Origin of the sequence: Elizabethkingia bruuniana (genome assembly GCF_002024805.1) — a bacterium.
Classification (GTDB): Bacteria; Bacteroidota; Bacteroidia; order Flavobacteriales; family Weeksellaceae; genus Elizabethkingia; species Elizabethkingia bruuniana.
Genome location: NZ_CP014337.1, coordinates 3,992,094 through 4,016,880, shown reverse-complemented (window position 1 = coordinate 4,016,880; position 24,787 = coordinate 3,992,094). Strand labels below are relative to the sequence as shown.

At 35.7% G+C, this 24,787-nt stretch carries 23 protein-coding genes; 7 read left to right on the top strand and 16 right to left on the bottom strand.

The features are described from left to right. The first annotated feature begins 94 nt into the window (after positions 1-94). Entirely contained in the window at positions 95-1,225 is a 1,131-nt protein-coding gene (locus AYC65_RS18850) for an MFS transporter (RefSeq protein WP_234300399.1), read from the top strand. Between the two features lie 7 nt (positions 1,226-1,232). Beyond that, the gene (locus AYC65_RS18845; protein WP_034871695.1) at positions 1,233-1,976 is read left to right on the top strand and encodes an NUDIX hydrolase; all 744 of its coding nucleotides are present in this window, start codon (positions 1,233-1,235) and stop codon (positions 1,974-1,976) included. Between the two features lie 47 nt (positions 1,977-2,023). On the opposite strand, the gene AYC65_RS18840 is transcribed toward AYC65_RS18845, so the two are convergent. The 3 genes from AYC65_RS18840 to AYC65_RS18830 form a co-directional block, all read right to left on the bottom strand. Beyond that, positions 2,024-2,620, bottom strand: a complete 597-nt coding sequence (locus AYC65_RS18840) for a superoxide dismutase (RefSeq protein WP_009086893.1) — start codon at positions 2,618-2,620, stop codon at positions 2,024-2,026. 126 nt (positions 2,621-2,746) lie between these two features. Further along, complete coding sequence (gene metK, locus AYC65_RS18835) at positions 2,747-4,027, bottom strand: methionine adenosyltransferase (RefSeq protein WP_034871696.1); 1,281 nt, start codon at positions 4,025-4,027, stop codon at positions 2,747-2,749. A 202-nt stretch (positions 4,028-4,229) separates the two neighbouring features. Continuing rightward, complete coding sequence (locus tag AYC65_RS18830; RefSeq protein WP_009086889.1) at positions 4,230-5,183, bottom strand: hydrogen peroxide-inducible genes activator; 954 nt, start codon at positions 5,181-5,183, stop codon at positions 4,230-4,232. Between the two features lie 98 nt (positions 5,184-5,281). Here AYC65_RS18830 and AYC65_RS18825 point away from each other — a divergent pair, with 98 nt between their 5' ends. The 5 genes from AYC65_RS18825 to AYC65_RS18805 all read left to right on the top strand — a co-directional run bounded on the left by AYC65_RS18825 (position 5,282) and on the right by AYC65_RS18805 (position 9,590). Then, complete coding sequence (locus AYC65_RS18825; RefSeq protein WP_034871697.1) at positions 5,282-6,775, top strand: catalase; 1,494 nt, start codon at positions 5,282-5,284, stop codon at positions 6,773-6,775. Positions 6,776-6,902: 127 nt separating this feature from the next. Next, entirely contained in the window at positions 6,903-7,661 is a 759-nt protein-coding gene (locus tag AYC65_RS18820) for an enoyl-CoA hydratase/isomerase family protein (RefSeq protein ID WP_078674608.1), read from the top strand. Beyond that, positions 7,661-8,101, top strand: coding sequence for a deoxycytidylate deaminase (locus AYC65_RS18815; RefSeq protein WP_078674607.1), 441 nt, complete (start codon positions 7,661-7,663; stop codon positions 8,099-8,101). The genes AYC65_RS18820 and AYC65_RS18815 overlap by 1 nt, the downstream gene beginning before the upstream one ends. 22 nt (positions 8,102-8,123) lie before the next feature. Then, positions 8,124-9,053, top strand: a complete 930-nt coding sequence (gene xerD, locus AYC65_RS18810; protein ID WP_034871699.1) for a site-specific tyrosine recombinase XerD — start codon at positions 8,124-8,126, stop codon at positions 9,051-9,053. Positions 9,054-9,062: 9 nt separating this feature from the next. After that, on the top strand, positions 9,063-9,590 hold the full coding sequence (locus AYC65_RS18805; RefSeq protein WP_034871700.1) for an NUDIX hydrolase: 528 nt from the start codon (positions 9,063-9,065) through the stop codon (positions 9,588-9,590). Positions 9,591-9,609: 19 nt separating this feature from the next. Here AYC65_RS18805 and catB read toward each other — a convergent pair whose 3' ends face one another. The 13 genes from catB to AYC65_RS18740 all read right to left on the bottom strand — a co-directional run bounded on the left by catB (position 9,610) and on the right by AYC65_RS18740 (position 24,716). After that, a complete protein-coding gene (gene catB, locus AYC65_RS18800; RefSeq protein ID WP_034871974.1) occupies positions 9,610-10,236 on the bottom strand; it encodes a type B chloramphenicol O-acetyltransferase in 627 nt (208 codons plus the stop codon). Between the two features lie 151 nt (positions 10,237-10,387). Further along, complete coding sequence (locus tag AYC65_RS18795; RefSeq protein ID WP_078674606.1) at positions 10,388-10,840, bottom strand: heme-binding domain-containing protein; 453 nt, start codon at positions 10,838-10,840, stop codon at positions 10,388-10,390. A 3-nt stretch (positions 10,841-10,843) separates the two neighbouring features. Continuing rightward, a complete protein-coding gene (locus AYC65_RS18790; protein ID WP_034871701.1) occupies positions 10,844-12,673 on the bottom strand; it encodes an Ig-like domain-containing domain in 1,830 nt (609 codons plus the stop codon). A 20-nt stretch (positions 12,674-12,693) separates the two neighbouring features. Next, positions 12,694-13,938, bottom strand: a complete 1,245-nt coding sequence (locus AYC65_RS18785; protein ID WP_034871976.1) for a serine hydrolase domain-containing protein — start codon at positions 13,936-13,938, stop codon at positions 12,694-12,696. Positions 13,939-13,967: 29 nt separating this feature from the next. Further along, a complete protein-coding gene (locus AYC65_RS18780) occupies positions 13,968-14,909 on the bottom strand; it encodes a 2-hydroxyacid dehydrogenase (protein ID WP_034871702.1) in 942 nt (313 codons plus the stop codon). 90 nt (positions 14,910-14,999) lie between these two features. Further along, complete coding sequence (locus AYC65_RS18775; protein ID WP_034871703.1) at positions 15,000-15,521, bottom strand: acyl-CoA thioesterase; 522 nt, start codon at positions 15,519-15,521, stop codon at positions 15,000-15,002. Continuing rightward, positions 15,497-16,204, bottom strand: a complete 708-nt coding sequence (locus AYC65_RS18770) for a hypothetical protein (RefSeq protein WP_034871704.1) — start codon at positions 16,202-16,204, stop codon at positions 15,497-15,499. Before AYC65_RS18770 ends, AYC65_RS18775 begins: the two co-directional genes overlap by 25 nt. 100 nt (positions 16,205-16,304) lie before the next feature. Beyond that, positions 16,305-18,494, bottom strand: a complete 2,190-nt coding sequence (locus AYC65_RS18765) for a prolyl oligopeptidase family serine peptidase (RefSeq protein WP_034871705.1) — start codon at positions 18,492-18,494, stop codon at positions 16,305-16,307. A gap of 81 nt (positions 18,495-18,575) precedes the next feature. After that, on the bottom strand, positions 18,576-20,753 hold the full coding sequence (locus AYC65_RS18760) for a prolyl oligopeptidase family serine peptidase (RefSeq protein WP_034871706.1): 2,178 nt from the start codon (positions 20,751-20,753) through the stop codon (positions 18,576-18,578). A 134-nt stretch (positions 20,754-20,887) separates the two neighbouring features. Continuing rightward, positions 20,888-22,996: a TonB-dependent receptor gene (locus AYC65_RS18755; protein WP_034871707.1), complete on the bottom strand. Its 2,109-nt coding sequence runs from the start codon at positions 22,994-22,996 to the stop codon at positions 20,888-20,890. Positions 22,997-23,234: 238 nt separating this feature from the next. Then, positions 23,235-23,960, bottom strand: a complete 726-nt coding sequence (locus tag AYC65_RS18750; protein WP_034871708.1) for a WG repeat-containing protein — start codon at positions 23,958-23,960, stop codon at positions 23,235-23,237. 64 nt (positions 23,961-24,024) lie between these two features. Next, on the bottom strand, positions 24,025-24,411 hold the full coding sequence (locus AYC65_RS18745) for a DUF2752 domain-containing protein (protein WP_034871709.1): 387 nt from the start codon (positions 24,409-24,411) through the stop codon (positions 24,025-24,027). Beyond that, on the bottom strand, positions 24,402-24,716 hold the full coding sequence (locus AYC65_RS18740) for a CD225/dispanin family protein (RefSeq protein ID WP_034871710.1): 315 nt from the start codon (positions 24,714-24,716) through the stop codon (positions 24,402-24,404). Before AYC65_RS18740 ends, AYC65_RS18745 begins: the two co-directional genes overlap by 10 nt. Between the last annotated feature and the right edge of the window lie 71 nt (positions 24,717-24,787).

Sequence of the window (24,787 nt, the reverse complement as noted above, 5' to 3'; positions counted from 1 at the left end):
TTATAAAAGCTTATTTTTGAATACTAAATATTCGTTTTTGGGCAAAAAAAATTCACTGAAAATAGGGCTCGCACTGAGTTTTTTTACATTTTCAATGCTTTTGAACTGTTTAAGCATTGTTATTCTTAATTATTTTGGGCAAAAAAAATTCGTCCTTCTCGGTTCATTAGAAGTATTTAAAGATTTACCCATTGCATTTCTGGCAGCATTTATATCACGCTACATCCCACGGATAGGCCATATCAACTCAATTATAACAGGTTTATCTATAGCCTTTATTCTATGTATTATAACGCCTTTTGTTGATGATTTTTGGTTTTTCAAAATCTGGTTCTTGTTAATCGGATTATGTTTTATACTGGTGAAAATTTCCGTACTCTACATTACCATTAATCTGAGCAAAGCAGAGGAAAACGGCAGCCGTTTTATGCAGTTTATCGAAGCCTCATTTATGGCAGGAATTGTTATTGTAAATCTTATTTTTGGGCTTATTATGGGAAGTTCTTCACCATATTTATGGAAATATGGTTTCTGGGCAATTGCTTTTTTCAGCCTCATAACAATAGGCTTTCTTTACTCCGGAAAAACTGTATGGCAAAAGGCTTATACCAACACAGCTGACCAGAAGAGCACAATAGTATCAAGCAGCTGGCAAGTAATGAAAAAATCATTCTTATTCCTGGCAATCGTCTTTTTTATCATCATAACCGAACAGAGTTTTACAACATGGCTTCCAACATATTCTAAAGCTATTTTCAATGCCGATCCGTTCACAGCCACACAAACCACTGTAATATTCGCCTTTTCTGCACTTGCCGGAAGGATTATTTATGGCATGCTGATCCTTAAGCGCTCCTGGAACAAACTATTTGCAGGGTTATTAGTCTCTATTTTTATTATTGTATCCTGTGTTAGTGGTATACTTATATTCGAAAAACCACATCAGATATTCTTATATCTTATTCCTTGTATGGGTTTTTTTATTGGTCCGTTATACCCTATTATCAATGCCCACCAGCTTTACAGCTTACCAAATGAACAGGAAAGAGGCACGCTGCTGGGACTTATTATTGTCTTCTCATCTCTGGCATCATGTACAAGTTCTTTGGTTATTGGTCTTACTCTGGATCATATCCAACCAGAATATGCATTTACTTTACTATTTTTGCCAACGATAGCATTATCTGCATTATTTTTAAATTACAAACGACAACCAATCTCATAAATACTATATGAAAAAAAATACAACTCCTGAAGCTAATAATAATCTGCAGACCCTTGTTGAAACAAATGATTTCATCAAGCAGCTTTCTATAGACTGCGTTATTTTTGGTTTCCATAATAAAAGTCTGAAAGTTCTAATGCTCAAATATTTCAATATGGATATCTGGGCATTACCTGGGGGATTTATCTTTAAAGATGAAAATGTAGATGATGCAGCATACCGATTATTGTATGAAAGGACTCATCTGGACGAAATATTCCTGGAACAGTTTTATACTTTTGGTAACAAGAGCCGTACAGAATCGGATATCCACAATCGACTTACAAAAAATAAGGAAATAGATCTTCCGAAAGATCACTGGCTTTTCGAACGACACATTAGTATCGGTTATTATGCTCTTATAGATTACACTTTATCTTCTACATTCCCGGATGCATTTAGTGAAAAGTGCGAATGGTTTGACGTTCATAATCTTCCTAAGGAAATAGCATTTGACCACCGCGAGATTATTGAAAAAGGCATGGAGTTCTTAAGTAAAAATCTGGACTACAAAATCTACGGAAGCAATCTGTTACCGGAAAAATTTACCATGAAGGAACTGCAAAATTTATATGAATGTATTTTAGGAGAACCTCTCAGAAGGAATAATTTTCAGAGAAAAATGCTTAGTCTGGATTTTCTGGAACGACTGGAAAAGAAATTCGACGGATCTGCCAACAAAGCTCCGTTTTACTATAAATTTAAAAAATAAAAAAAGGGAACAGAATCTGTTCCCTTTTTTTATGCTGAAGAAAAGTCTTATTTGTTATAATTCTCTTCTACTTTATCCCAGTTGATTACATCAAAGAAAGCTGTTACATAGTCAGGTCTCTTGTTCTGATATTTTAGGTAATAAGCATGTTCCCATACATCAATACCTAATACAGGCGTACCTGCAACACCAGCTCCCGGAGTGATTGGGCTGTCCTGATTAGCAGTAGATCCAACAGATACAGATCCGTCTGCATTTTTAATTAACCAAGCCCATCCTGAACCAAATCTTGTTTTAGCAGCTTCAGCGAAATCAGTTTTGAATTTTTCAAGACCACCATAATTTTCGATAGCTTCTTTTACCTTTCCTACCGGCTCTTTTGATCCGCCCGGAGTTAAAATCTCCCAGAATAATGTATGGTTGAAGTGACCACCACCGTTGTTTCTTACAGCTGGTTTGTCGCTACCTTCTTTAATTACTTCTTCGATAGTTTTACCTTCAAGATCAGTTCCTGCAATTGCCTTATTAAGGTTATCTACATAAGCCTGGTGGTGCTTTGTGTAGTGTATTTCCATTGTTTGAGCATCGATAGTCGGTTCTAATGCATCGTAAGCATATCCTAGTTTTGGTAATTCAAATGACATTTTTAATAATTTTAAAGTTAATAATCAAAATTAAGGAATAAAACCCGGCAAAGCTAATTTGGTTTTTAAATTTTATAAATCTTTAACATAGAAAAAGCCGTTTACTAGAAACGGTTTTGATATGATTTATAATCCAAATTCTTTTTTGATATCGTCGACTCTGTCGAGCTTTTCCCATGTGAAGAATTCAAGATCTTTTAGTGTAATTTCGTTAGCAGATCCTCTGTTAAAAGTTTTGTCCGCTACATAATATTCTTTCCCCATGTGTCCATAAGAAGCAGTTTCCTGATAAATAGGATTTCTAAGTTTCAGATTCTGCTCAATAGCATACGGACGAAGGTCGAATACTTTTGAAACTTTGTTAGCGATCTCTCCATCTGTTAAACCAACTTTTGAAGTTCCATAAGTATTGATGAATAAACCACAAGGCTCTGCTACACCAATTGCATAAGAAACCTGTACTAAAACTTCGTCTGCAACTCCTGCAGCAACAAGGTTTTTAGCAATATGACGGGTTGCATAAGCTGCACTTCTGTCTACTTTTGAAGGATCTTTTCCAGAGAAAGCACCACCACCGTGTGCTCCTTTACCACCGTAAGTATCTACAATAATTTTTCTTCCTGTAAGACCTGTATCACCATGAGGACCACCAATCACAAATTTACCTGTCGGGTTAATGTGATATTTGATCTGATCGTTGAATAATACCTGAATATATTCTGGCTGAGTTGCAACAACTCTCGGAATTAGTATATTTTTGATATCCTCACGGATTTTAGACAACATTTCTTCTTCAGAAGCAAAATCATCATGCTGTGTAGAAACAACGATAGAATCTATACGGATTGGCTTATGATCGTCTGAATATTCAATAGTCACCTGGCTTTTAGCATCCGGACGAAGATAAGAAATCTCCTTACTTTCTCGTCTGATTGCCGACAATTCTTTTAGAATAGAGTGTGCTAAATCCAGTGCTAAAGGCATATAATTAGCCGTTTCATTGGTTGCATAACCAAACATCATTCCCTGGTCTCCTGCTCCCTGAGCATTCGCTTTAGCTTCAAAGCTCTCATCGGTAACTTTTCTGTCAACCCCCTGATTAATATCCGGAGACTGCTCATGAATTGCTGAAATTACACCACAAGAATCACCATTAAACATGTATTCTCCTTTGGTATAACCAATTCCGTTAATCACTTCTCTGGCAATATGCTGTACATCTAAATAAGCTGAAGATTTTACTTCTCCGGCTAATACAACCTGACCAGTCGTTACCAAAGTTTCACATGCTACTTTGGAATCTTTATCATAAGCTAAGAAATTATCAATTAGGGCATCGGATATCTGATCTGCAATTTTATCCGGGTGTCCTTCAGAAACAGATTCTGATGTAAATAAATATGGCATAATACAATATATTATTGTGTTAAAATACTGGAATATGCACTGATTGAAAAGACAAGAAATACCGTTTTAGCATTTTTTTAATGAGGTTGCAATCAGCACAAATTTTTCCTCTCAATAACTTGGTTGCAAATTTACATTTTTTATTTAAAAAACAATTAAACAAAAGATGCTTTTTATCATACTAAGTTAGTAGAGGTTTAGCCTACTCTGGCTTAACCCCCACAAAATCCGCAGGTGCGGCATCATACTTCAGTTTATTTTTCAGTGATTCCCGAATAGAATCCGTCATTTCATCCAGAAGTTTTTGCTTGTATGTCGGCTTATAATAAATAAGACTTATCTCTCTTTTCGGGTAAGGTTTTCTGAAATGGAACACCTTTTCTCTTTGCCCTTCCGTAAGGTGGTCTACAGCCATTTCCGGAATAACAGTCAATCCTCCTACTCTGTCTACCATCTGAACCAAAGTATTAACGCTGGATGCTTTGAAATCCAGATTAGACGGCTTCAGTTCGTTTTCTTTAAGTTTACAGATATTTTCTACCTGTGTGCGAAGACAGTTTCCTTCTGATAGTAACCATACGTCTTCCAGATCAATATCCTCAGGGATAATGAAGCTGTCTCCGTCTTTGTTAAGGTCTTTATTAGAAGAATAAATTAATAACTCTTCGTTGTACAGAAAATCACTAAAGAATTCATCTGCAGCCGCATAAGGCGTAGAAATGATTCCCGCATCAATTTCACCAGATTTTAAGGCTTTAATTACATTTTCAGTTGTCATTTCCTTCACATTCATTTCAATCTTAGGATTTCTTCTAAGGAAATCGAAGATCTCATTTGGCAGCAGGAATGCAGATACTGTCGGAATAATTCCAAGATTAATTTTTCCCGAAACAATATTATTCAGGAGATTGGCTCTGTTACGGAGTTCCATAACATCATCTATAATCTTTTTGGCTTGCTCTATAATTTGTTGACCGGCATCTGTTGTACGAATAGGATGGCTTGTACGGTCAAAAATCTTGATATCCAACTCTTCTTCAAATTTTTGAATCATCGCACTCAATGTTGGTTGTGTTATAAAACATGCCTGCGCTGCTTTACCGAAGTGTTTATACTTGTCAACAGCGATCAAGTATTCAAGTTGTTGGATATTCATAGAATATATAAATTAAAAGTATAACAAATATAGCTATTTTCTTTTTGATAAAATGCCTAATTTTACTAATCCAAAAATACTTAAATAAAAATACAGTTATGGAAAATAAAAAGAAGCTTACCAACGCAGCCGGGATACCATACTACAATCATGAAGATTCACAAACTGTTGGTTCCAGAGGCCCCGTTTTATTACAAGACTTTATTTTACAGGAAAATTTAGCTCATTTTGTAAGAGAAAGAATTCCTGAAAGAATTGTGCATGCTAAGGGTTCTGGTGCTTACGGAAAATTTACTGTAACTGGTGATATTAGTAAATATACCCGTGCAAAGCTTTTCTCTAAAGTAGGAAATGAATGTAAGATGTTTGCCCGTTTCTCTACTGTTGGCGGAGAAAAGGGAAGTGCTGATACGGAAAGAGATCCAAGAGGATTTGCTCTGAAATTTTACACTGAAGACGGTAACTGGGATCTGGTAGGAAACAATACTCCGGTATTTTTCATTAAAGATGCAAAGAAGTTCCCGGATTTTATACACACTCAAAAGAGAGTACCAAGAACCAATCTGAAAGATCATACTGTAATGTGGGACTATTGGTCCCTGAACCCTGAATCCCTACATCAAGTATTAATACTGATGTCTGACAGGGGTACTCCTCATGGTTACAGACATATGCATGGCTATGGTTCTCATACTTTTGCGATGATTAACGATAAGAACGAAAGACATTGGGTAAAATTCCATTTCAAAAGTCAGCAAGGAATCAAAAACTTCAACAATGAAGAAGCGACTGAAATGAAAGGTAAAAACCCGGATTTTGCTCAGGAAGATCTTGTAGATGCAATAGACAACGGAAATTTCCCAAAATGGACAATGCAAATACAAGTAATGACTGAAGAGCAGGCTAAAAACTTCCGTTGGAATCCTTTCGATGTTACCAAAGTATGGCCGCATAGCGAATATCCATTAATTGATGTTGGTGTTATGGAACTGAATGAAGTTCCTGTAAACTATTTTGCACATGTTGAGCAAAGTACATTTGCACCGAGTAATCTTATAGACGGTATCAGCTTCTCTCCGGATAAAATGCTTCAGGGACGTTTGTTCTCTTATGCAGATGCTCATCGTTACAGAGTTGGTGTTAATTCACATCACCTACCGGTAAACGCTTGCCCTTTCCAGGTAAACAACTACCAGAGAGACGGTTATATGGCTATGGGCGACAACGGTGGAGATGCACCTAATTATTTTCCGAACAGCTTTGACAGCATAACTCCGGATCCCTCATATAAACCTTTCGAAGAGGAATTAGACAGTGCACATGTAGCATTTTTCGACAGAAATAAAGATGATAACGATCACTATACTCAGCCCGGACTTTTATATTCTAAAGCGATGAATGATGAGGATAGAAAAAATCTTATTCACAACATCGTGGAACATATGAGAGGAATAAAGGGGGAGAAAAAAGATCTTATTATCAACAGACAATTATGCCATTTTTTCAGAGCTAATATTGATTTGGGGATCAAAATTGCAGCCAGCCTTGGAGTAACTATAGACGCCAGCCAGATGCAACACTCTACCCAATAAAATATCAAATTTTTATAGATAAAGCCAAACTCCTATTTTGTAGTTTGGTTTTTTTTATTACTTTTAACTAATATTCTTTATTTTTTTTCAAAAATTAGAGATATAATTCTTACAAAAAGAAGCTAATATGAACATTAACACACGCCAGGAAAACAATATTTTTACGATAGAAATTAATCGCCCCGAGAGTCTGAATGCATTAAACGGACAGACCTTGCAGGAGATTAATGAGGCTGTTTCCCATGCTGAGGAAAATCCGGAAATCCGGGTTATTATTATTACCGGAAGTGGTGAAAAATCTTTTGTTGCCGGAGCAGACATTAAAGAATTCTTAGATTATAACGCTGCTCAGGCAGAAGAAATGTCCAGAAAAGGACATATAAATGTTTTTGATAAAATTGAAAATTTAAAGAAACCGGTTATTGCCGCAATTAATGGTTTTGCATTGGGAGGAGGACTAGAGCTAGCAATGGCTTGTCATATCCGTTATGCATCTGAAACCGCCAGATTAGGTTTACCAGAGGTTACTTTAGGTCTTATTCCTGGATATGGTGGGACACAAAGACTTCCAAAACTAGTAGGTAAAGGTCTTGCCAACGAAATTATATTCTCTGCAAAAATGATTTCTGCTCAAAGAGCTAAAGAAATAGGATTGGTAAATGAAGTTTTTCCATTAGCTGAATTGATGGATAAAACAAAAGAGTTGGCATCTACAATTGCTAAAAACTCACCTCTTGCTATTACAGAAGCTATTGCTGCTGTAAATGCTTCATATTCTGAAAACGGATTTGAAAAGGAGATAAAATCTTTCGGAAAATTATTCGAACTGGAGGATAAAAAAGAAGGAGTTGCAGCGTTTATAGAGAAGAGAAAACCAAATTTCTAATGGGGGGTGAGATTACTAAATTTGATATCGCATATCTCCGTATGGCTAAAGAATGGGCCAAACTTTCTTATTGCAAAAGAAAGCAGGTAGGGGCACTGATCGTGAACAACCGTACCATCATTTCGGATGGTTATAACGGTACACCTTCAGGATTTGAAAATTGTTGCGAGGATACAGAAGGAAAGACACATTGGTATGTTCTTCATGCAGAGGCTAACGCAATTCTGAAACTGGCTAACTCTACACAATCATGTAAGGGAGCCACTTTATATCTTACTCTATCTCCTTGTAAGGAATGCAGTAAGCTTATACACCAGTCCGGCATAAGACGTTTGGTATACATTGATGCCTACTCCGATGATGCGGGACTTAAATTCCTGAAAGAAGCAGGAGTTGAAATATTACAAATACACGACACACAACTTGAGAATATAATATAAAAATAATATCAAAAACACACACATGGATGAAAAAAAGAATTGGGATATACAAATTAAAAACTTTGCAGAATACTTAAAATTCGAGAAAAACTTTTCCAACAATACTTTAGATGCTTACATCAGAGATCTAAAAAAACTGGCAGAGTATGCTCAGGAATTTTTAGGAGACCTTTCCCCTGAAAATATCACTTATGATCATTTATTAGACTTTATGCAATATCAGTCTAAACAGGGCATTAGCGAAAGAACTCAGGCTCGATGGGTATCTTCTACAAAGGCTTTTTATAAATATCTCTTCGAAGAAGAGTTGATACAGGAAAATCCTACATCTTTACTGGAGGGTCCAAAGTTGGGTTTATACCTGCCGGACACCCTTAGTTTTGATGACGTGGAAAAACTAGTTTCAGTTATTGACCAGAGTACTGATATCGGACAGCGGAACTTTTGTATAATCGAAGTTCTCTATGGCTGTGGCCTCCGTGTTTCAGAATTAATTGACCTTAAGTTATCTGATATTAATTTTAATGAATCTTATATCAGGGTTGAAGGTAAGGGCAAGAAAGTAAGATTTGTCCCGTTAGCTCCGTATACGCAAAAAATTCTTCAGAATTACATTCAGCATACCAGAAGCCATATGCGAATAGCTCCGAAAAGCACAGATGTTGCTTTTCTGAATAGCAGAGGAACCGCTTTATCCAGAGTAATGGTATTTATCATGATCAAAGAAATGGCTGCAAAAGCAGGGATCTACAGAAGTATTTCTCCGCATACATTCAGGCATTCTTTTGCAACACATTTATTACAAAATGGTGCTGATCTTAGATTCATACAGGAATTATTGGGCCATTCCAGTATTACAACTACCCAGGTATATACACATTTGGATACAGAGAATCTACGGACTGCTATTATTGATTTTCACCCACGAAACAATAAACATCATATAGAATAAACAGAATATATGCTAAATCTAAAATTCTGCCCAAGCTGCGGAAAAGAGAGTCTGACTTTTAACGGAAGGAAAATGCATTGCGCATCCTGCGCCTTCGTTTTTTACAATAATACTGCAGCTGCTGTTGCTGTTGTAATAAAGTGTGGCGACGAGGTTATGCTAACCCGAAGAAATCAGGATCCTTCCCATGGTAAGCTAGATCTTGCCGGTGGATTTATAGATTTTGAAGAAACAGCAGAGAATGCCTGCCGAAGAGAATTATTTGAAGAAATGCAGATAGAAGTTGACGAAAGCAAACTGAAATACATCTGTAGCATCCCCAATACCTATCCTTACAAGGGTATCTTATACCATACTATGGACCTTTTTTTTGAATATGAGGTGGCAGAAAAATTTGATGTTGTACTTGAAGAGCATGAGATTTCTGATACGATCTGGATTAAAAAAAATGAAATTGATCTGAACGAGATTGCTTTTGAATCGCAAAAACTATTTTTTGAAAATACAGATTACAATAAAAATAACGAAAGGCCCTGAAACAGGGCCTTTTTTATTTTCAGATATTCTTATAAAACTTGTATAATAAATCGATATTACCGGAGCAAAGTATAGGCATTGCTTCAGCAAGAACCTCTTCATCCCATTCCCACCATTTAATTTCGAGCAATACTTCTATATGGTTTTCACTAAATCTTTTTTTAATCAGCTTTGCAGGATTACCTCCAATAATAGCATAAGGTTCTACATCTTTTGTCACTAATGCACGACTGCCTATTACTGCTCCATCCCCTATTTTTATTCCCGGCATAATCATCGCTTCACCACCAATCCATACATCGTTACCGATTACAGTATCTCCAGCATTTTTAAAGGCATCAATGCTGTTTTTAAAAGCTTCGACTTCGTTCATATAAAAAAATGGAAAGCTGGATATCCAGTCATATCGGTGTCCCTGATTGCCTGCCATTATAAAACTTGCCCCTGTACCTATAGAACAGTAAGAGCCTATAATCAGTTTATCTACATCATCCCTGTCTGGCAACAAATAGCGGGCACAGTCGTCAAATGAATGTCCGTGGTAATAGCCTGAATAATAAGAATATTTACCGGCAATAATATTAGGGTTCTGGATATGATCTTTAATGATTTTCCCTTTGAAAGGGCTTTCGAAGAAATTTTTCACGTTTATAACTTTTAAATTTAACAATAGAAGAAATAGAAGTTATATAATAATAACTCCTAAAAAGTGATGTATGTTAATTTAAAAAAGCTAATGCGTTAATTTCATAAGTCAAATTTATAAAAATATACTGAAACGATGACTAATAAAGCGTTTAATACTTGTTATCAGTCAGTAGCTTCTTAAAATACTCAGTGAGCGTATTTCTTTCAGTATTATTTAGATTTGCTTCCGGATGCTTTAAAATATATGCAGGCATTGGCATAGAACGCTGCTCTATCGTAGCAACAGACTTCTGCAGTATAGTCGTCTTCTGATCTTTATTGTACTGACTCCATTCAGAATAATTCAACCGTGCTTTTCCCTCGTTTACATGATCCTTTACCGTCCACGAGATAGGCGCAACATAAGAGTACCACGGATACTTTGTTTCATCAGAATGACAATCATAACAGGCACGCTGTAAAAGCTGCGTAACGTCTGCCGGAGATTGTTGTATACTAACAAAGTTATCTTTCTTATCTACAGGTTTATTGGTTCTGTTTACAGGAATAAGCTGGATAACGACTAATACAACAAGTCCCCAGAACAAGATTTTCTTTATCATAGACTATCGCTGATATCCCGGGTTTTGTAACTGCTGCTGTTGTTTCTGATACAGATCGTTCTGTTCTTTCTTCGTTTTATCGTCTTTATCTTTAGCCTTTTCTTTGGCTTTTTCTTTTTCCTGTTCTTCTATACTCTTAATCCCTGCTCCCGAAGGCATTAATGAATCCTCTTGATCTTCTTTATCATTTACAGCTGTATCTTTTAGATCCCAGTTTTCTACTTTATCCCAAAGAGGTTTTACAGTCATTTTCTTACGATACAGATAGGCCTCTTCCGGCTGGATATGCTTTTCGAAATCTGCACCATCCCATACTCCGTTTTTATTATTATCTACTAATATCCTTATAGAGTAAGTTTCCGCTTTCAGATTTTCGAATTTTATTTCTGTTTTACCTTCAACCTTCTGTTCTTTTACAACATCAAAGTTATCATTCAACAACTGAATCCAAAATGGTGCAGTAGGAGCATTAGCTAAACGGAAAACTAAAGACCCATATTCATCGCTTTTGCCAACATCAAAATTGAATATAATTGGTTTTGCATTTTTAAAATAGAATGCAGACACACTTTCTTTTCCTACTCTAAGGCTATATTTTTTCCCGGCCAGAAGCTGGGCATCAACCTGAATTTCAAACGGATTTGTTTTAGAAATTTGCGCCTGGAATGGCACTACAGTAGTACTATCGGCTTTCAGTTCCCACTGTGCAAAATCCACTTTATCCAAGGCCATATTGGCTTTAAGCCTCAGATTACTTCCCGGAGGAAGTGTTGTACCGGAATTATTGTTTAGTGTTAACTCGTCTTTAGTATTTACTTTATAATATGTTGAAACAGTATCAATCTTTTTCTTCACATTATTGTAGAAAGAGAACTTCACATTTGTTGAAGACTCCTTGAAGTCATTTCCTTTAGGATTTATCCATATATATGCAGAATCCGATTTAGGCTTACGCTGTATTTTAAAATCAGAAAGAGCTGATCCTACTTGTTTTATCTGAAGGCTATCATCTGGTTTCCCTTCAAAAACCATATTAAGACCTCCCGGAATAGGTTTGGTCTCAACAAATCTGAATTTTTTCTTTGGTGGAGACAACAATAAGCGCAATCCTTTTTTAGGTTCTGTCAGGTGCAAGGGTTCCGGTAAAAAAGCAACTCTCTCTTTCCCTGAATCATAAATACTGTTCTGATTGTCATCCTGAAAAGCTACAAGATTATAATCTCCGGCTGCCAGATAATTTAATTCAAAATACCCGTCCGGATCTACTCTCGAAATATAATATGGCTTTTCTTTATAATCTTTTGCATCTGCTTTATACAAACCTACAACAAGAGGTTTCTCCTTATCGTTTGTATTGGCATCCTTACTATTCTTTTTCCTTGGTCTGAGAACATCATCTACATTACCACTTATATAAAGGCTATCGATAGTACTACCCGTTGAAAAAACAAAGTTGTAATATGGGAGTACATTCCCCTCATTATTATCCGCAATACTATTTCCGAAATTGAAGTTATAAGTTGTATTTGCCTTTAGTGTATCCTCCCATTGTATCAGGATATACTTGTTCGCCATAGCAGACGGAATAATCTTCTTTAATTTTTTTATAGGCGGAGAAATAACCAATTGCTTGGAGGCATCTTTCAGGGTAATATATTCATCAAAATCAATCCTCAATTCTTTAAGACTCGTCGGAACATTCTTTGCTAAAGAATCGGGTTTTGAAGCTACAACCCTTGGCGGTGTTTTATCCTTTTCTCCTCCAACAGGTGCTCCCACTCTTGCGCAGGAAAAGAATAGGATTATAAATAACAAAAAGAAGGCATTTCTCATACGGCAAATTTAGCAATTTTCTATTCGCCTGCGTCAGAAGGTTTTTCATCTACAGGAAGTCTGTCCAGTTCTTTGCTCAGACGCTCTCTCTCAAACGGAAAATCTTCAAACAATCCGGATAAAGCTAAGGTAGAGTAAACTCTGGAAGAATATTTATTTCCGATGGCTATAATTGTTACTTTAGATTTCAGCAGATGTCCGAAAACAGCATTAGAACCATGCCACCATCCATTATGATAAGTAAGTTTTTCTCCATTATCGAAGATTTTCATTCTGAAACCAATACCATAATTATTTACACCAGCTTTTTCATTAGAATAGGGCTGGAACACAAGATTCATAAGTTCAGGCTTTAAGAAATCTTTAGAGAATAAAGCTTTGGAAAAATTATACAAATCCCGAGGTGTTGTATAAACATTCTTATCTCCATAAATCAGGTCCAGATAATCCAAAGGAAACAATCTTTTTCCATTGTTATAGAAAGACTGTCCTGCTGTAGGAATATCTTTCTCCTGAAAGATATAAGTATTGTTCATCTTCAATGGCTTGAAAACCATCTCCTGCATCGCCTCCGGGAAAGGAGTCGCTGTTATTTTTTCTACAACCAGAGCAAGCAATGCAAAGTTGGTATTGCAATACATAAATCCGGTATCTGGCTTTCTGGCTAATTCAGGTTTATTCTTAATAATAAAATCCAGAATAAATTTGTTGCTGATATAATTGGCTCTCGGAACTTTTGCATCTTCCAGAAAATGCTCATATTTAGGCAATCCACTACGCTGTTTCAGTAACATTTCTACGGTAATTTCCGGATAAGGAAACCCTGGAAATAGTGTAGTAAGTGGCTCATTGATTTTTAATTTACCAGCTTCTATAAGCTTCATCACTGCCATGGCTGTAATTGGCTTACTTACAGATGCTACATGTAATGCTACATCTTTTGTAATCGGAACGGTATTATGCTCACGGGCAAACCCTCTGTACTTTTCATACAGAATGTCATCTCCTTTAGCAACTAAAACACCGCCACTAAGATCTCCTTTTTCCCATACATGCTTATAATAAGCATCTATAGCCTGAACTGTTGCATTCCTATCTGCAAGTTTAGAATCTTCAGGAGAGAAAACTTCTTTTAAATTGACACTTCCATAGTTGGGAAGCTTACTTTCGTATTTTTCATCATTAGACTGTGCTTTTCCACCTTCTTTTTTACAAGCCGTAAAGGTTAAGGTGCAAAGTAAAAAAAGAGCACTATACTTCTTCATAAATAACATTTGAATTAAGGAACGGCAATTTATAAATTTAATTGCAAAATCTTGTCAACAATAAATTGTGCAAGCTTTATTTTGCTTTGGACAGTCCAACCAGCAATATGTGGTGTAACAATTACTTTTTCAGAATTTAATAAATAGTCTAAATCGGAATTTTCTGAGGTCTGAATATTTTCGAAAGATGCCTTTTCAAATTCCAGAACATCCAGACAGGCAGCTCTTACTTTTCCTTCTTTTAAGGCATCTACCAATGCCGAAGTTTTCACATGTTTTCCTCTTGCTGTATTTACCAGATAAAAGCTTTTGTCCATATTACGGATGAAGGCTTCATCTATAAGATAATGAGTTTCGGGGGTCTGTGGGGTATGAAGACTTATAATATCAGCTTCTTTCTGCAAAGTTTCCAAACTCACTTGCGTCGCGTATTCATCACCAAGATCGGAAAGAATATCATAAAATATAACTTTCACACCAAATCCTGATAATCTTTTAGCAACAGCCTTTCCCATATTGCCATAGCCAATAATACCAAAGGTTTTGCCCATTAGCTCATCTCCACGATTTTCTTCACGCAGCCATATCCCGTTTTTAACCTCCAATGAAGCTATGAACAAGCGATTCATCAGAATAAGTAACATTCCGACAACATGTTCGGCTACGGAGTCTCTATTTCCTTCCGGCGAATTGATTAGTGCAATACCCAGTTCTTCTGCTTTTGGGGTATCTATATTTTCCATTCCGGCACCTACACGGGCCACAAATTTTAGTTTTTTTGCTGTTTCTAAAAATCTGGCATCTACAGGAATCCGGCTACGGATAATGACACCATCGTAAAGGTGAATTTTAGATAAAACCTCATCATAAGAAGAAGTGTAATCTTCTTCAAACTGAAATCCTCTTTCCGAAAGCTGTTCCACAATCAGAGGGTGGTTTTTATCCAATAAGAGTATTAAGGGTGCTGACATTACAATTGGGAGTTTATTAGTGAATGGAGATAAAACAACCAGCAGATTTAAATATTAAATCTGCCGGATCATTTTTGTTATTTAGAAGATTTAAATCTCTCCTGCAAAAAGCTTTTTCAGCTCTACAGATTCTGTAGGCTTCATTCTTCCGGATAAGATTAAGCTTAGCTCTTTACGACGTAAAGCTGCTTTATAACGCTCAATTTCTTCATCTGTTTCTGGTTCCAGTTCAGGTACAGGAACAGGCTTATTGAATTCGTCTACTGCCACGAATGTATAGATTCCGGCATTAGTATGAATTTTCTTTCTGTGAATAGGATCGTCCAGCCATGCATCTACATATACCTCCATAGAAGTAGAAAATGCACGGGAAACTTTAGATTCCAGAACTACAACACTTCCTTCCGGAATAGGTGCATTAAAGGAAACGTGATTTACAGAAGCTGTTACTACTCTACGCTCACTATGTCTGGATGCCGATATAGAAGCACATCTGTCCATTCTTGCAAGCAATTCTCCTCCGAAAAGATTGCGCAAAGAGTTTGTCTCATTTGGCAATACAATATTGGTCATTACAGTTAATGACTCTAGTGCTTTTTTCTTTTTCTCCATTTTTTATCTTTTGAACTCCAGTGGGGAGCTGCCTTTTTTATTGAATCTTGTTTTATACTATCCGCCTTTATACTATCCATCTTCAGCTTCACCGCTTCCTGCTGTTGTTTTTGCAACAATTCTTCTTTAGTAGGCACATGTACTTTCTTCGGTTGTGCATTATCAAAAGATTTCTTTCCGAAAATTTCATCTTTCTGTGTAATTCCGAAATAAGCAATAGCTCCTACACCACCAAGTGCTAAAAGTATCCAGATCCATGACCTATTTGCTTTATAATCACTAGCTTTCTTTGTTTCATTTTGTAAACTTTGAACTGGCTGAATACGGGAAACTTTAGGTAACGAAATTTCTTCAAGACCGTAAAAAGAGTTACTCAGAATTTTTTCTTCCGGAAAAAAAATAACCTTTCCGGCATTATTCATCCATTTACCCAGACCTTTAACCTGAACTTCTCCTGTTGACATCAGTTCTCTTATCCATTCCTGAGCGTGACTGGTATAGCTATTTTCTACGGCTTTTTTATCTGCAATAAACTCTATTTCCTGTTTCGGCGGGAGAATTTTATCATTAGCCTCATCTACTTCTGCATGCTTGGTAATGAGGTTCAATGTCCCTAAGCCAGAAAGTTCTACTCTCTTTCGGCTTTGTAAATCATGTATGATTTGCTGTGCAATATTCATCATGGGCAAATTTATTATTTTATTACAGGACTGCAAAATGGATATACAATACTAAAAAAGAATTTTAGTATTTGAAAATGAGATCATCTGAAAATTAATTATCTCAATTTTTGGGCTGGTAACCCGGAAGCCCCAATTGCCACGCGAGAAAGCCAAAAACCTCTCCTACAATTCCATAAGCATGCATAAGATCTGTTCCTCCTCCATGGCCACCTTCATAATCCACTTTTAGAAGTATAGGATTATCGGAAGTATCATTAGCTATCAACTTAGCTGCAAACTTAGCCGGCATCCAAGCAATAACACGCCCATCATTGATTCCGGCTGTAATTAATGTGGCTGGATATTTATCACCTTTTTTAACATGATGCAAAGCATCCATTTCTAATAAAGCTTTAAATTCATTCAACTTCTTTACTGTTCCTAATTCTGCAATATTTCCGGGTCCATTTGGCGTGATCTCCATTCTTAAGGCATTTGTTACCCCTACGTCGATAATAACTGCTTTAAAAAGATCAGGTCTTTCCGTCATAGCTCTTCCCATAATAATACCGCCAGCACTAGCTCCCCATAGCCCTACTTTTTCCTTTGAAGTATATTTTTCTTTAATTAAATATTCTGTACAGTCAATTAAATCCCTCCAGGAATTTGGTTTTGTTTCCTTATAACCTGCTTTATGCCATCTATCTCCTTTTTCTCCACCTCCTCTTACATGGGCAATTGCAACAATACCTCCTTTTTTAGCCCACATTAAATAACTCCTGGCAAAAGATGGTTTATTGGATATCCCATAAGCTCCATACGCATCGATCAAAACAGCATTATTCCCGTCACGCTTAAGATTTTTATCATAAATTAATGTTAACGGAATATCCTCCCCATCTCTTGCTTTTATGTTAATCTCCTCGATAACAGTTCCATTAAGCTCATGATAATCAGTTAAAGGAACAAGATTTTCTTCAATAAAAGTGTTATTCTTCAGATTAAATCTGTACCGGGTCTTCTCATTGGCCCAGCCTGAACAATAAATCCAGATATCAGAATAATCTTTACCTTTTGTCTCAATGTTTACATTTCCTGCTATAAACGGTAATTTAATCGGAATATCTTTGCCTCTTTTATATAAATACAACTTAGATTCAACACCATTTTTTGTTGTTGTATAGTACATACCGTCTTTTGTAATTTCAAAACTCTGAATGACTTCATCTTTTTTCTCAGGAATTAGAACTTCCGGGTTTTTAAAATCCGGATTTTCAAGATTGGTTTTACAAAGTCTAAAGTTAGGAGCATTATATCCGGATATAAAATACACATCCTTTCCCACAGGTTTTTTATCATAAACCTTATCTGTCTTATAATACAGAGGTTTCCAGCTCTTAATTCCCTTTTCAAAATCTTTCCTGTTGATAATGAACGTATCAGTATAATCATCCACATCTCCTAAATTTCCGATAAAATAAGGATCATTCTGATTAAATTGTACTATACCCGGAAATTTACTTTCATCAATACTCAACTCCGGATTATTAACCTTAGAAAAAACATTTGTGCGCTTTTTGGGATCTTCCCCTAATCTATAAAAAGTTACTTCCGTATTTTTGGTATATTCTGTTGAGTTCGGATCTATAACAGGAAAATATGTATAGAAAAAACTTTTATTATCCTCCAGCCATTTTATTTGTCCGACAGAAGTAGGCTCTAAATGGGTAACTACTTGTGGATAGATATATTTTGATGCCACATCTATGATTATAACCTCAGAAGATTCCTTTCCATCTTCAGACATGGAAACAGCAATCTTTTTCCCATCCCAGCTTGGACTAATAAAGTTGATATTAAAATTATTTTTTCCCCGGGATGTTGTATCAAGAGTAGAAACAAAAGTTTCAGGATCATATAAAAGTTGCTCTTTTCCTTTTAGTCCTTTTCTATAGTATAACTTTTGTTTCTTTTCAGCAGCAGACTTCTTTAAATAAAAATACAAATCATTCCCTGTTATTTTTAGATCAGAAATCCAATACCCGCTTCTTTTATCAAATTTCAACCTTTCATTGATAAAATATTCTTTATATGGGAGCTTGCCAACGATAGAATTAGCGTAATCTGTCTGAGATTTCATCCAGTTGATTGTAGCTGGGTCTTTCAAATTTTCCAGATTTCTGTATTCGTCTACTACTTTGATCCCGTGATAATCATCTGTAACAGGAACAGATGGAGCCAAATTTGTTTTTTGAGCAATAACCAGCGAGCCAACAGAATTTATAAAAAGGAGAAGATATAATTTTCTCATTTGTCTTTAATAAAGTAAGAGTATTATTTGAATAAAGAATAACAAAGCATTTTATAATATCTAGACAGATAAATGTAACATCTATTTATTTTTGCCTGTTACCTGTTGATAATCCGGATGTCCTAATTGCCATAATGCAAAAGCAAATGTATCCGCAAGATTATCGTATACTCTTGTTAAAGAAATATCGCCCCCATGTCCTCCATCATAATCTATCTTTAACAAGATTGGATTATCGGATATACTATTAGCCATGAGCTTTGCAGCATATTTTGTAGGCATCCATGGTGATACTCTTGGATCATTAATTCCCCCGGTAATTAATACTGAAGGATATCTAATTCCTTTTTTGACGTGCTGATAAGCATCCATTTCTAATAACGCTTTAAACTCTGATTCTACTTTTGATGAGCCAAATTCTTTTACATTATTTAGTCCATTCGGCGTGATCTCCATTCTTAAGGCATTTGTTACCCCTGCATCTATAATAACTGCTTTAAACAAATCAGGTCTTTCCGTCATAGCTCTTCCCATCGTAATACCACCAGCACTGGCTCCCCAAATAGCAACGTTATCAGAAGACGTATAGTTTTCATTTATTAAATATTCTGTACAGGAAATTAAGTCTTTCCATGAATTAGGTTTTGTAGACTTATAACCTCCCTCATGCCATTTCTCTCCTTTCTCTCCGCCTCCTCTTACGTGAGCAATGGCTACAATACCACCTTGTAAAGCCCAAAGAATATATGTTTTAGCAAAGTAAGGACTACTAATCGCTGCATAAGCGCCGTAAGCATCAATAATTACAGGATTTCGTTTATTTTTCTCAATACCCTTTTTGTATATAAGTGATAAGGGAATATCTAATCCATCGTGAGATTTTACTGTTATTTCTTCTACAATAATGTCTTTGAATTCAGGAAATTCGGCAAGTGGAGCAAGATTTTCACTTGTGAATTTCCCAGCTATAGAACTATACTTAAAGCGTTCAGTATCGTTTTTCCAACCATTACATGTTATCCAAAAATCATTTGATTGATTACTTTGTGTACTGACAGATATATCCCCTGCCGGAATAGGAAGCTTTAAAGATTCAGCTTTATTATTCTTATATGTATACAATTTAGCCTCTACACCATTTTTAGTTGTAGTAAATATAAAACCATCTTTTATACTATTTAAGCTTTTAATTGTTTCGTCTTGAATAGGAGATACAATTACTTCTGGGGTTTTAAAATTAGGATGCATAAGTGAAGTACTATAAATAGCATTTGTTTCATCTTTTTCCGATATATATATAATCTTATCCCCTTTAATTATAAAACTAGATATCTTATCTTCCTTTCGGAATAAGATTTTCCATTGATCTTTCTTGAGAATATCAGAAGACTTGATATAGTAAGTATCCTTAAAACGTACTGCCCCGGAAATTCGGCCAATTAAATATCTGCTATCCCTAGTAGGAATATTTACAATAGGAAAATCTTCCGAATTAATTTTTAAATCAGGATTGTTTTCTTTAGATAATACTACTCTTAGTTTTTTAGGATCTTCTCCAATGGTATACAGAACCGAAATCATATCCTTTAAAAAAAGTTTGGAATTTTGGTCAGTAACAGGATAATGTAGATAAATAAAGCTATTATTATCTGGTAGCCATGATATCCCACCTCCATCAGAAGGCCAGCAATTTGTAATAACATGAGGTAATAATCTATTCGATATTACATCGTAGATTATCATATTTGAAATCTCTTTTCCGCCCTCTGTTAAGGCTATAACTACTTTTGTCCCATCATAATTAGGTTTTATGTAATTGATCTGGTACTGTTTATTATTTTCCGGAAGAAAGTTTTCAGGATTATATAACTCTTTTTCCTGTCCAGAAAATCCTTTTCTATAATAGAGCCTCGCTGCACTTTGATCAGGTGTTTTTTTTAAGTAGAAATAAACATCATTTGCCGTCACATAAATATTGTTCACAAAAAATGATGTTCGTTTATCAAACTCTTTTCTTTTAGTAATATAATATTGTCTATTAGGAATATTTTTAACAATAGAATTAGCATAATCTGTTTGGGATTTCATCCAGTCAATTGTAGCCGGGTCTTTCAAATTTTCCAGATTTCTGTATTCATCTACTACTTTGACCCCGTGATAATCATCTGTAACAGGGACAGATGGAGCCAAATTTGTTTTTTGAGCAATAACCAGCGAGCTAACAGAATTTATAAAAAGAAGAAGGTATATTTTTCTCATAGATAGTATCATGGATTTGTATGGCTAAATATACTGATAAAACGAATATACTTATAGCTAAGTTTCTATAAACAACCGGGCCACACAAAATGTGTGACCCGATCTAAATAAAGTAAATTAATATAGAAGATGATTTAGTGAAGTTTTAAAGAAATTCCAGCTAAGAAATTGGCTCCTGCCTGTGCATAATAGAACGGACCGGAGTAGCCATTATTAATATATTTTTGGTTAAATATATTGTTCACCAGAAGGCTGAAACCTATATCAGTTCTACCCCATGCAACCTGGTAACTCGCTATAAAATCTGACAGATAATAAGACTTTATTTTACTCTCCGGTGCATTCGTATTATCTAAATACTGAGAACCTACTAGTTTATTCACCAGTGAAAACTGTAAATCTTTAACCGGAAGATAATTTAAAGTAAGGTTTCCTATAAAGTTAGGAGAGAAAGAGGTATTCGTCGTTCCTAGATTTTCTGTCTCTGTTTCTGAAAGCTGAACGATATAATTCTTGTTTTTATTCTGACTAAAAGTAGCATTCAGTAAAGTATTGAACTTCTCTGAGAACTGATAACCAGCTCCCAATTCTATTCCGGCACGGTAGCTTCTTCCTACATTTTTTCGCAGTGAAGCTCCTACTCCATTGATAGCCCCAATAAGGACCAATTGATCCTTATACAGCATATAATAAGCATTCGCCGTTATTGACAACCCGTTGAAAGTTTTATTATATCCCAATTCGAAATCATGGAGCGTCTCAGGTTTTACATCCGGAGCATTTACAATATCATCTCTTACCGGTTCACGGTGAGCATTTGCATAGGACAGATATAGCGTACCACCGTCCAGATGATAATTAAATCCAACTTTAGGATTAAAGAATGTAAACTTTTTATCAAATGTCGGCGCTTCCTCCGCACTCGCTTTTATCACATTAGAATGGTAAGTAATATTTCGCAATTGCAAATCACCAAACATTTCTAGGTCGCCAAATTTATACAAAGCCTTAGCATAACCCGATATCTCATTTTTAGTTGCATTATTTCTGTAGTATTCAATTGGAAGATCGATTTGCTGCAAATTGGATCCGCTTATAATTTGCCCGTAATGTCTGCCATAATACTGATTAGCAACAACACCAAAATTAAGATCCCAATTATTTACCTTACCATTTAGTTCCGATACAATACCATAAAAGTCGTTATCCAGCCACTTTCTGCGAATCATATCACCGCTTGTAACGGTTTCGGCACCTATCACATATGGAGGAATTCCATATTTACTGAATTTCTGATTGGATTTATAATTTTCGTAATACCCTAACCCACGTGTATAGTGTAAAGTAGTATTTAGCTTCCAGTTATCATTGAAACGTTGCTCCCATAATAAATGATAATGCTGTTGTTTGTAGTTATCTGTTTCATTTTTGTAGAAACCTATGACCTTACCATCTTTATCATAAATTTCCCCTGATGGATTGTAGCGTGGATTGATCTCGTACTGGGCCTTGGAAATTCCGTTCCAAGCCTGATAAGTCTGTTGATCTCCACCAAAAGTCTGAAAACGGATTTTCGTATTTCCGTCCTTATAAACACCGACAAAGTTATAGGAATTGAGATCCGAAAAAGCCCTGTCTATATAACCATCGGATTTTATAATAGAATAACGTCCCATAAAGGAGAGTTTACCATTTAGTAAACTTCCTGTCCCGGCTTCAAAGGAATGTTTATGGGTATTAAACGAACCTACAGAATTTTGAGTAGAGAAATAAGGTTGTTCTTCGGGATCGCGTCCAATAATATTAACACTTGCTCCAAAAGCAGCTACTCCGTTAGTAGATGTTCCGACTCCACGCTGGATAATAACATTGGAAGCTGAAGATGTAACATCCGGAATATTTACAAAAAAGGTCCCCTGCGATTCGCTGTCATTATACGGAACGCCATTCAGCATTACATTGATACGAGTGCCATCTACACCTCTGATTCTTAAACCTGTATATCCTACACCGTTGCCGGCATCGGTTGTTGTTTCTACTGATGTCTGATTTTTAAGAAGATAAGGCAAATCCTGTCCCAGATTTTTTCTTCCCAAATCTTTTTCTACATTAACGATATCTTTCGTTATGGGAAGCCTCTTGATAACCCGAACCTCATCTATTTCCCGAATAGTATCTTGTTTGCTTTGCGCAAAAGCTATTGATGCAGCACTGAGTGCTGATAAAAAAAATAATCCTTTCATTCTCACATATTAGTTGTGGAATAAAAGGATGCACCTAAAATGACCAAGTCATTTTTACTTAGTTTCCCTTGGCAGCATTACCCGCCCAGGTTCATAGGGTATAATCTCAGCCTCTTAGAGGCACCCCTTTTTCCGGGAACAAAGCTAAAGCAAATTTCTGATATTAAAAAATTTTAACACAGCAGAATATTAATCATTTAACTTATTCATTTACAAAAGAATTAGTATTCATCGATTTCTAATTCTGACTCCGCGTTTTAATCTGATATTTATTAGATGCTTTGTCTATAAAGAAATATTTCTTTCCGTCTTGGCTTACCTCGAATAAATGAGCCTCTTTCCATGACATGTTTTTCTTAATATCTTCATATTCAAATCCAATAACAACCCTGTTATTTTTATCTACAACCCCAAATTTATCATTCTTTATTGCAATAATCATCGGATTCTCCTGATCATCGGAATCCATTACAAACAAATACTGGTATTGCGGTATTATATAAACTTGAGATAGATCTGCAGCACCCTGAAGATCTTTTTTTACAAGACCATAATTTTCACCATTCTTGTAGATTGTAAACGCAGGCATCTGAAAATCCTTTTTGCAGCGTCCAAGATCTTCATTCTTATACCGATATAAAGCTTTACCTGTTTTGTCAATCCGATAAGCAACTTTATCTATCTCCACTGTAGCATAGTTCTTTTTACCATACAGCCTAATTTTCTCATTTGGTGATTGTGTAAGATTGCAATCCTCGGTAAAAAATAAAGCCAGATTAAATTTTGGAGGAATCATAAGCCTTCCTGCGGTATTGATATAACCATACTTACCGTTTCTGAAAACCGGGATCAGTTCCGGAATATCATTCCTATCGGAAGTTGCCTGTACTACTTTATTCTGCTGTCCATAAGCAATTACACAGCAAGAAAAAAACAGAATTATTACAGCAAATATTTTGTTCATTTGCGTTGTGTTTACCCACAAATTTGAGAAAACTTCCTCCGTCGGACAAATTTTTAAGATTTTTTTATAGGTTCCTCAGAAGCCAGAAAGCAATAACAATAAAAAGGATTATATAAATCGCCTTTTGTCCAAACAGTGCTTTTCTAAGCCGCGGATATTTGGTTTTCACTTTATCCTGATTAAAGATAAAACCAATGATGACATAAGGAATGGCTAGAATAAATAACGGATTATAAGTAAAAGCCTGCTTCACATCTCCATGTAATAAAGCATGTAAGGCTCTTTGCGACCCACATCCCGGACAATCATATCCCGTCAGTAATTTAAACGGACACTGTAAAAAGAAGCCAGATGTTTCCGGATTATAATGATAAAAGATATAAACTATACTTCCTCCCAAAATAAGAAGAATTATTACAGAAAGAAGTTTATGCTTTTTTATTATTTCCATTCACCTGTTGTAGCAGCTAGTACAAATACAAAAATGTAAAATATCACTACTATTCCAATAATAATAAACCATGAAATCACAGACCATATTACCATTTGTTTTGCCAGCTTTGATGCTTTTTGAGCACCTAACACATCTCCTCTGTAAAATTTAGATTCCACTGAAGCGGCATTAATTATTCCTATAATCCCAAGGATCTGGCAGCAAAATACAGTAACCAATACAGACTCTACCAACCATGTTTTCGGAGGAAAGCTTTGTTGTGGATTAGGAGTCATTATAGAGGCATCATCAATGTGTTCCATAGCAATTTTAATTCAGCGTAAATATAATGCAAAACAGCCAATTTACACTATATTTATAACCAATCTAAATA

Coding starts and splice junctions, on each gene's coding strand:
- AYC65_RS18850 (WP_234300399.1), top strand. CDS start 95: ATGCTTTTGAACTGTTTAAGCATTGTTATTCTTAATTATTTTGGGCAA.
- AYC65_RS18845 (WP_034871695.1), top strand. CDS start 1,233: ATGAAAAAAAATACAACTCCTGAAGCTAATAATAATCTGCAGACCCTT.
- AYC65_RS18840 (WP_009086893.1), bottom strand. CDS start 2,620: ATGTCATTTGAATTACCAAAACTAGGATATGCTTACGATGCATTAGAA.
- metK (WP_034871696.1), bottom strand. CDS start 4,027: ATGCCATATTTATTTACATCAGAATCTGTTTCTGAAGGACACCCGGAT.
- AYC65_RS18830 (WP_009086889.1), bottom strand. CDS start 5,183: ATGAATATCCAACAACTTGAATACTTGATCGCTGTTGACAAGTATAAA.
- AYC65_RS18825 (WP_034871697.1), top strand. CDS start 5,282: ATGGAAAATAAAAAGAAGCTTACCAACGCAGCCGGGATACCATACTAC.
- AYC65_RS18820 (WP_078674608.1), top strand. CDS start 6,903: ATGAACATTAACACACGCCAGGAAAACAATATTTTTACGATAGAAATT.
- AYC65_RS18815 (WP_078674607.1), top strand. CDS start 7,661: ATGGGGGGTGAGATTACTAAATTTGATATCGCATATCTCCGTATGGCT.
- xerD (WP_034871699.1), top strand. CDS start 8,124: ATGGATGAAAAAAAGAATTGGGATATACAAATTAAAAACTTTGCAGAA.
- AYC65_RS18805 (WP_034871700.1), top strand. CDS start 9,063: ATGCTAAATCTAAAATTCTGCCCAAGCTGCGGAAAAGAGAGTCTGACT.
- AYC65_RS18795 (WP_078674606.1), bottom strand. CDS start 10,840: ATGATAAAGAAAATCTTGTTCTGGGGACTTGTTGTATTAGTCGTTATC.
- AYC65_RS18790 (WP_034871701.1), bottom strand. CDS start 12,673: ATGAGAAATGCCTTCTTTTTGTTATTTATAATCCTATTCTTTTCCTGC.
- AYC65_RS18785 (WP_034871976.1), bottom strand. CDS start 13,938: ATGAAGAAGTATAGTGCTCTTTTTTTACTTTGCACCTTAACCTTTACG.
- AYC65_RS18780 (WP_034871702.1), bottom strand. CDS start 14,909: ATGTCAGCACCCTTAATACTCTTATTGGATAAAAACCACCCTCTGATT.
- AYC65_RS18775 (WP_034871703.1), bottom strand. CDS start 15,521: ATGGAGAAAAAGAAAAAAGCACTAGAGTCATTAACTGTAATGACCAAT.
- AYC65_RS18770 (WP_034871704.1), bottom strand. CDS start 16,204: ATGATGAATATTGCACAGCAAATCATACATGATTTACAAAGCCGAAAG.
- AYC65_RS18765 (WP_034871705.1), bottom strand. CDS start 18,494: ATGAGAAAATTATATCTTCTCCTTTTTATAAATTCTGTTGGCTCGCTG.
- AYC65_RS18760 (WP_034871706.1), bottom strand. CDS start 20,753: ATGAGAAAAATATACCTTCTTCTTTTTATAAATTCTGTTAGCTCGCTG.
- AYC65_RS18755 (WP_034871707.1), bottom strand. CDS start 22,996: ATGAAAGGATTATTTTTTTTATCAGCACTCAGTGCTGCATCAATAGCT.
- AYC65_RS18750 (WP_034871708.1), bottom strand. CDS start 23,960: ATGAACAAAATATTTGCTGTAATAATTCTGTTTTTTTCTTGCTGTGTA.
- AYC65_RS18745 (WP_034871709.1), bottom strand. CDS start 24,411: ATGGAAATAATAAAAAAGCATAAACTTCTTTCTGTAATAATTCTTCTT.
- AYC65_RS18740 (WP_034871710.1), bottom strand. CDS start 24,716: ATGGAACACATTGATGATGCCTCTATAATGACTCCTAATCCACAACAA.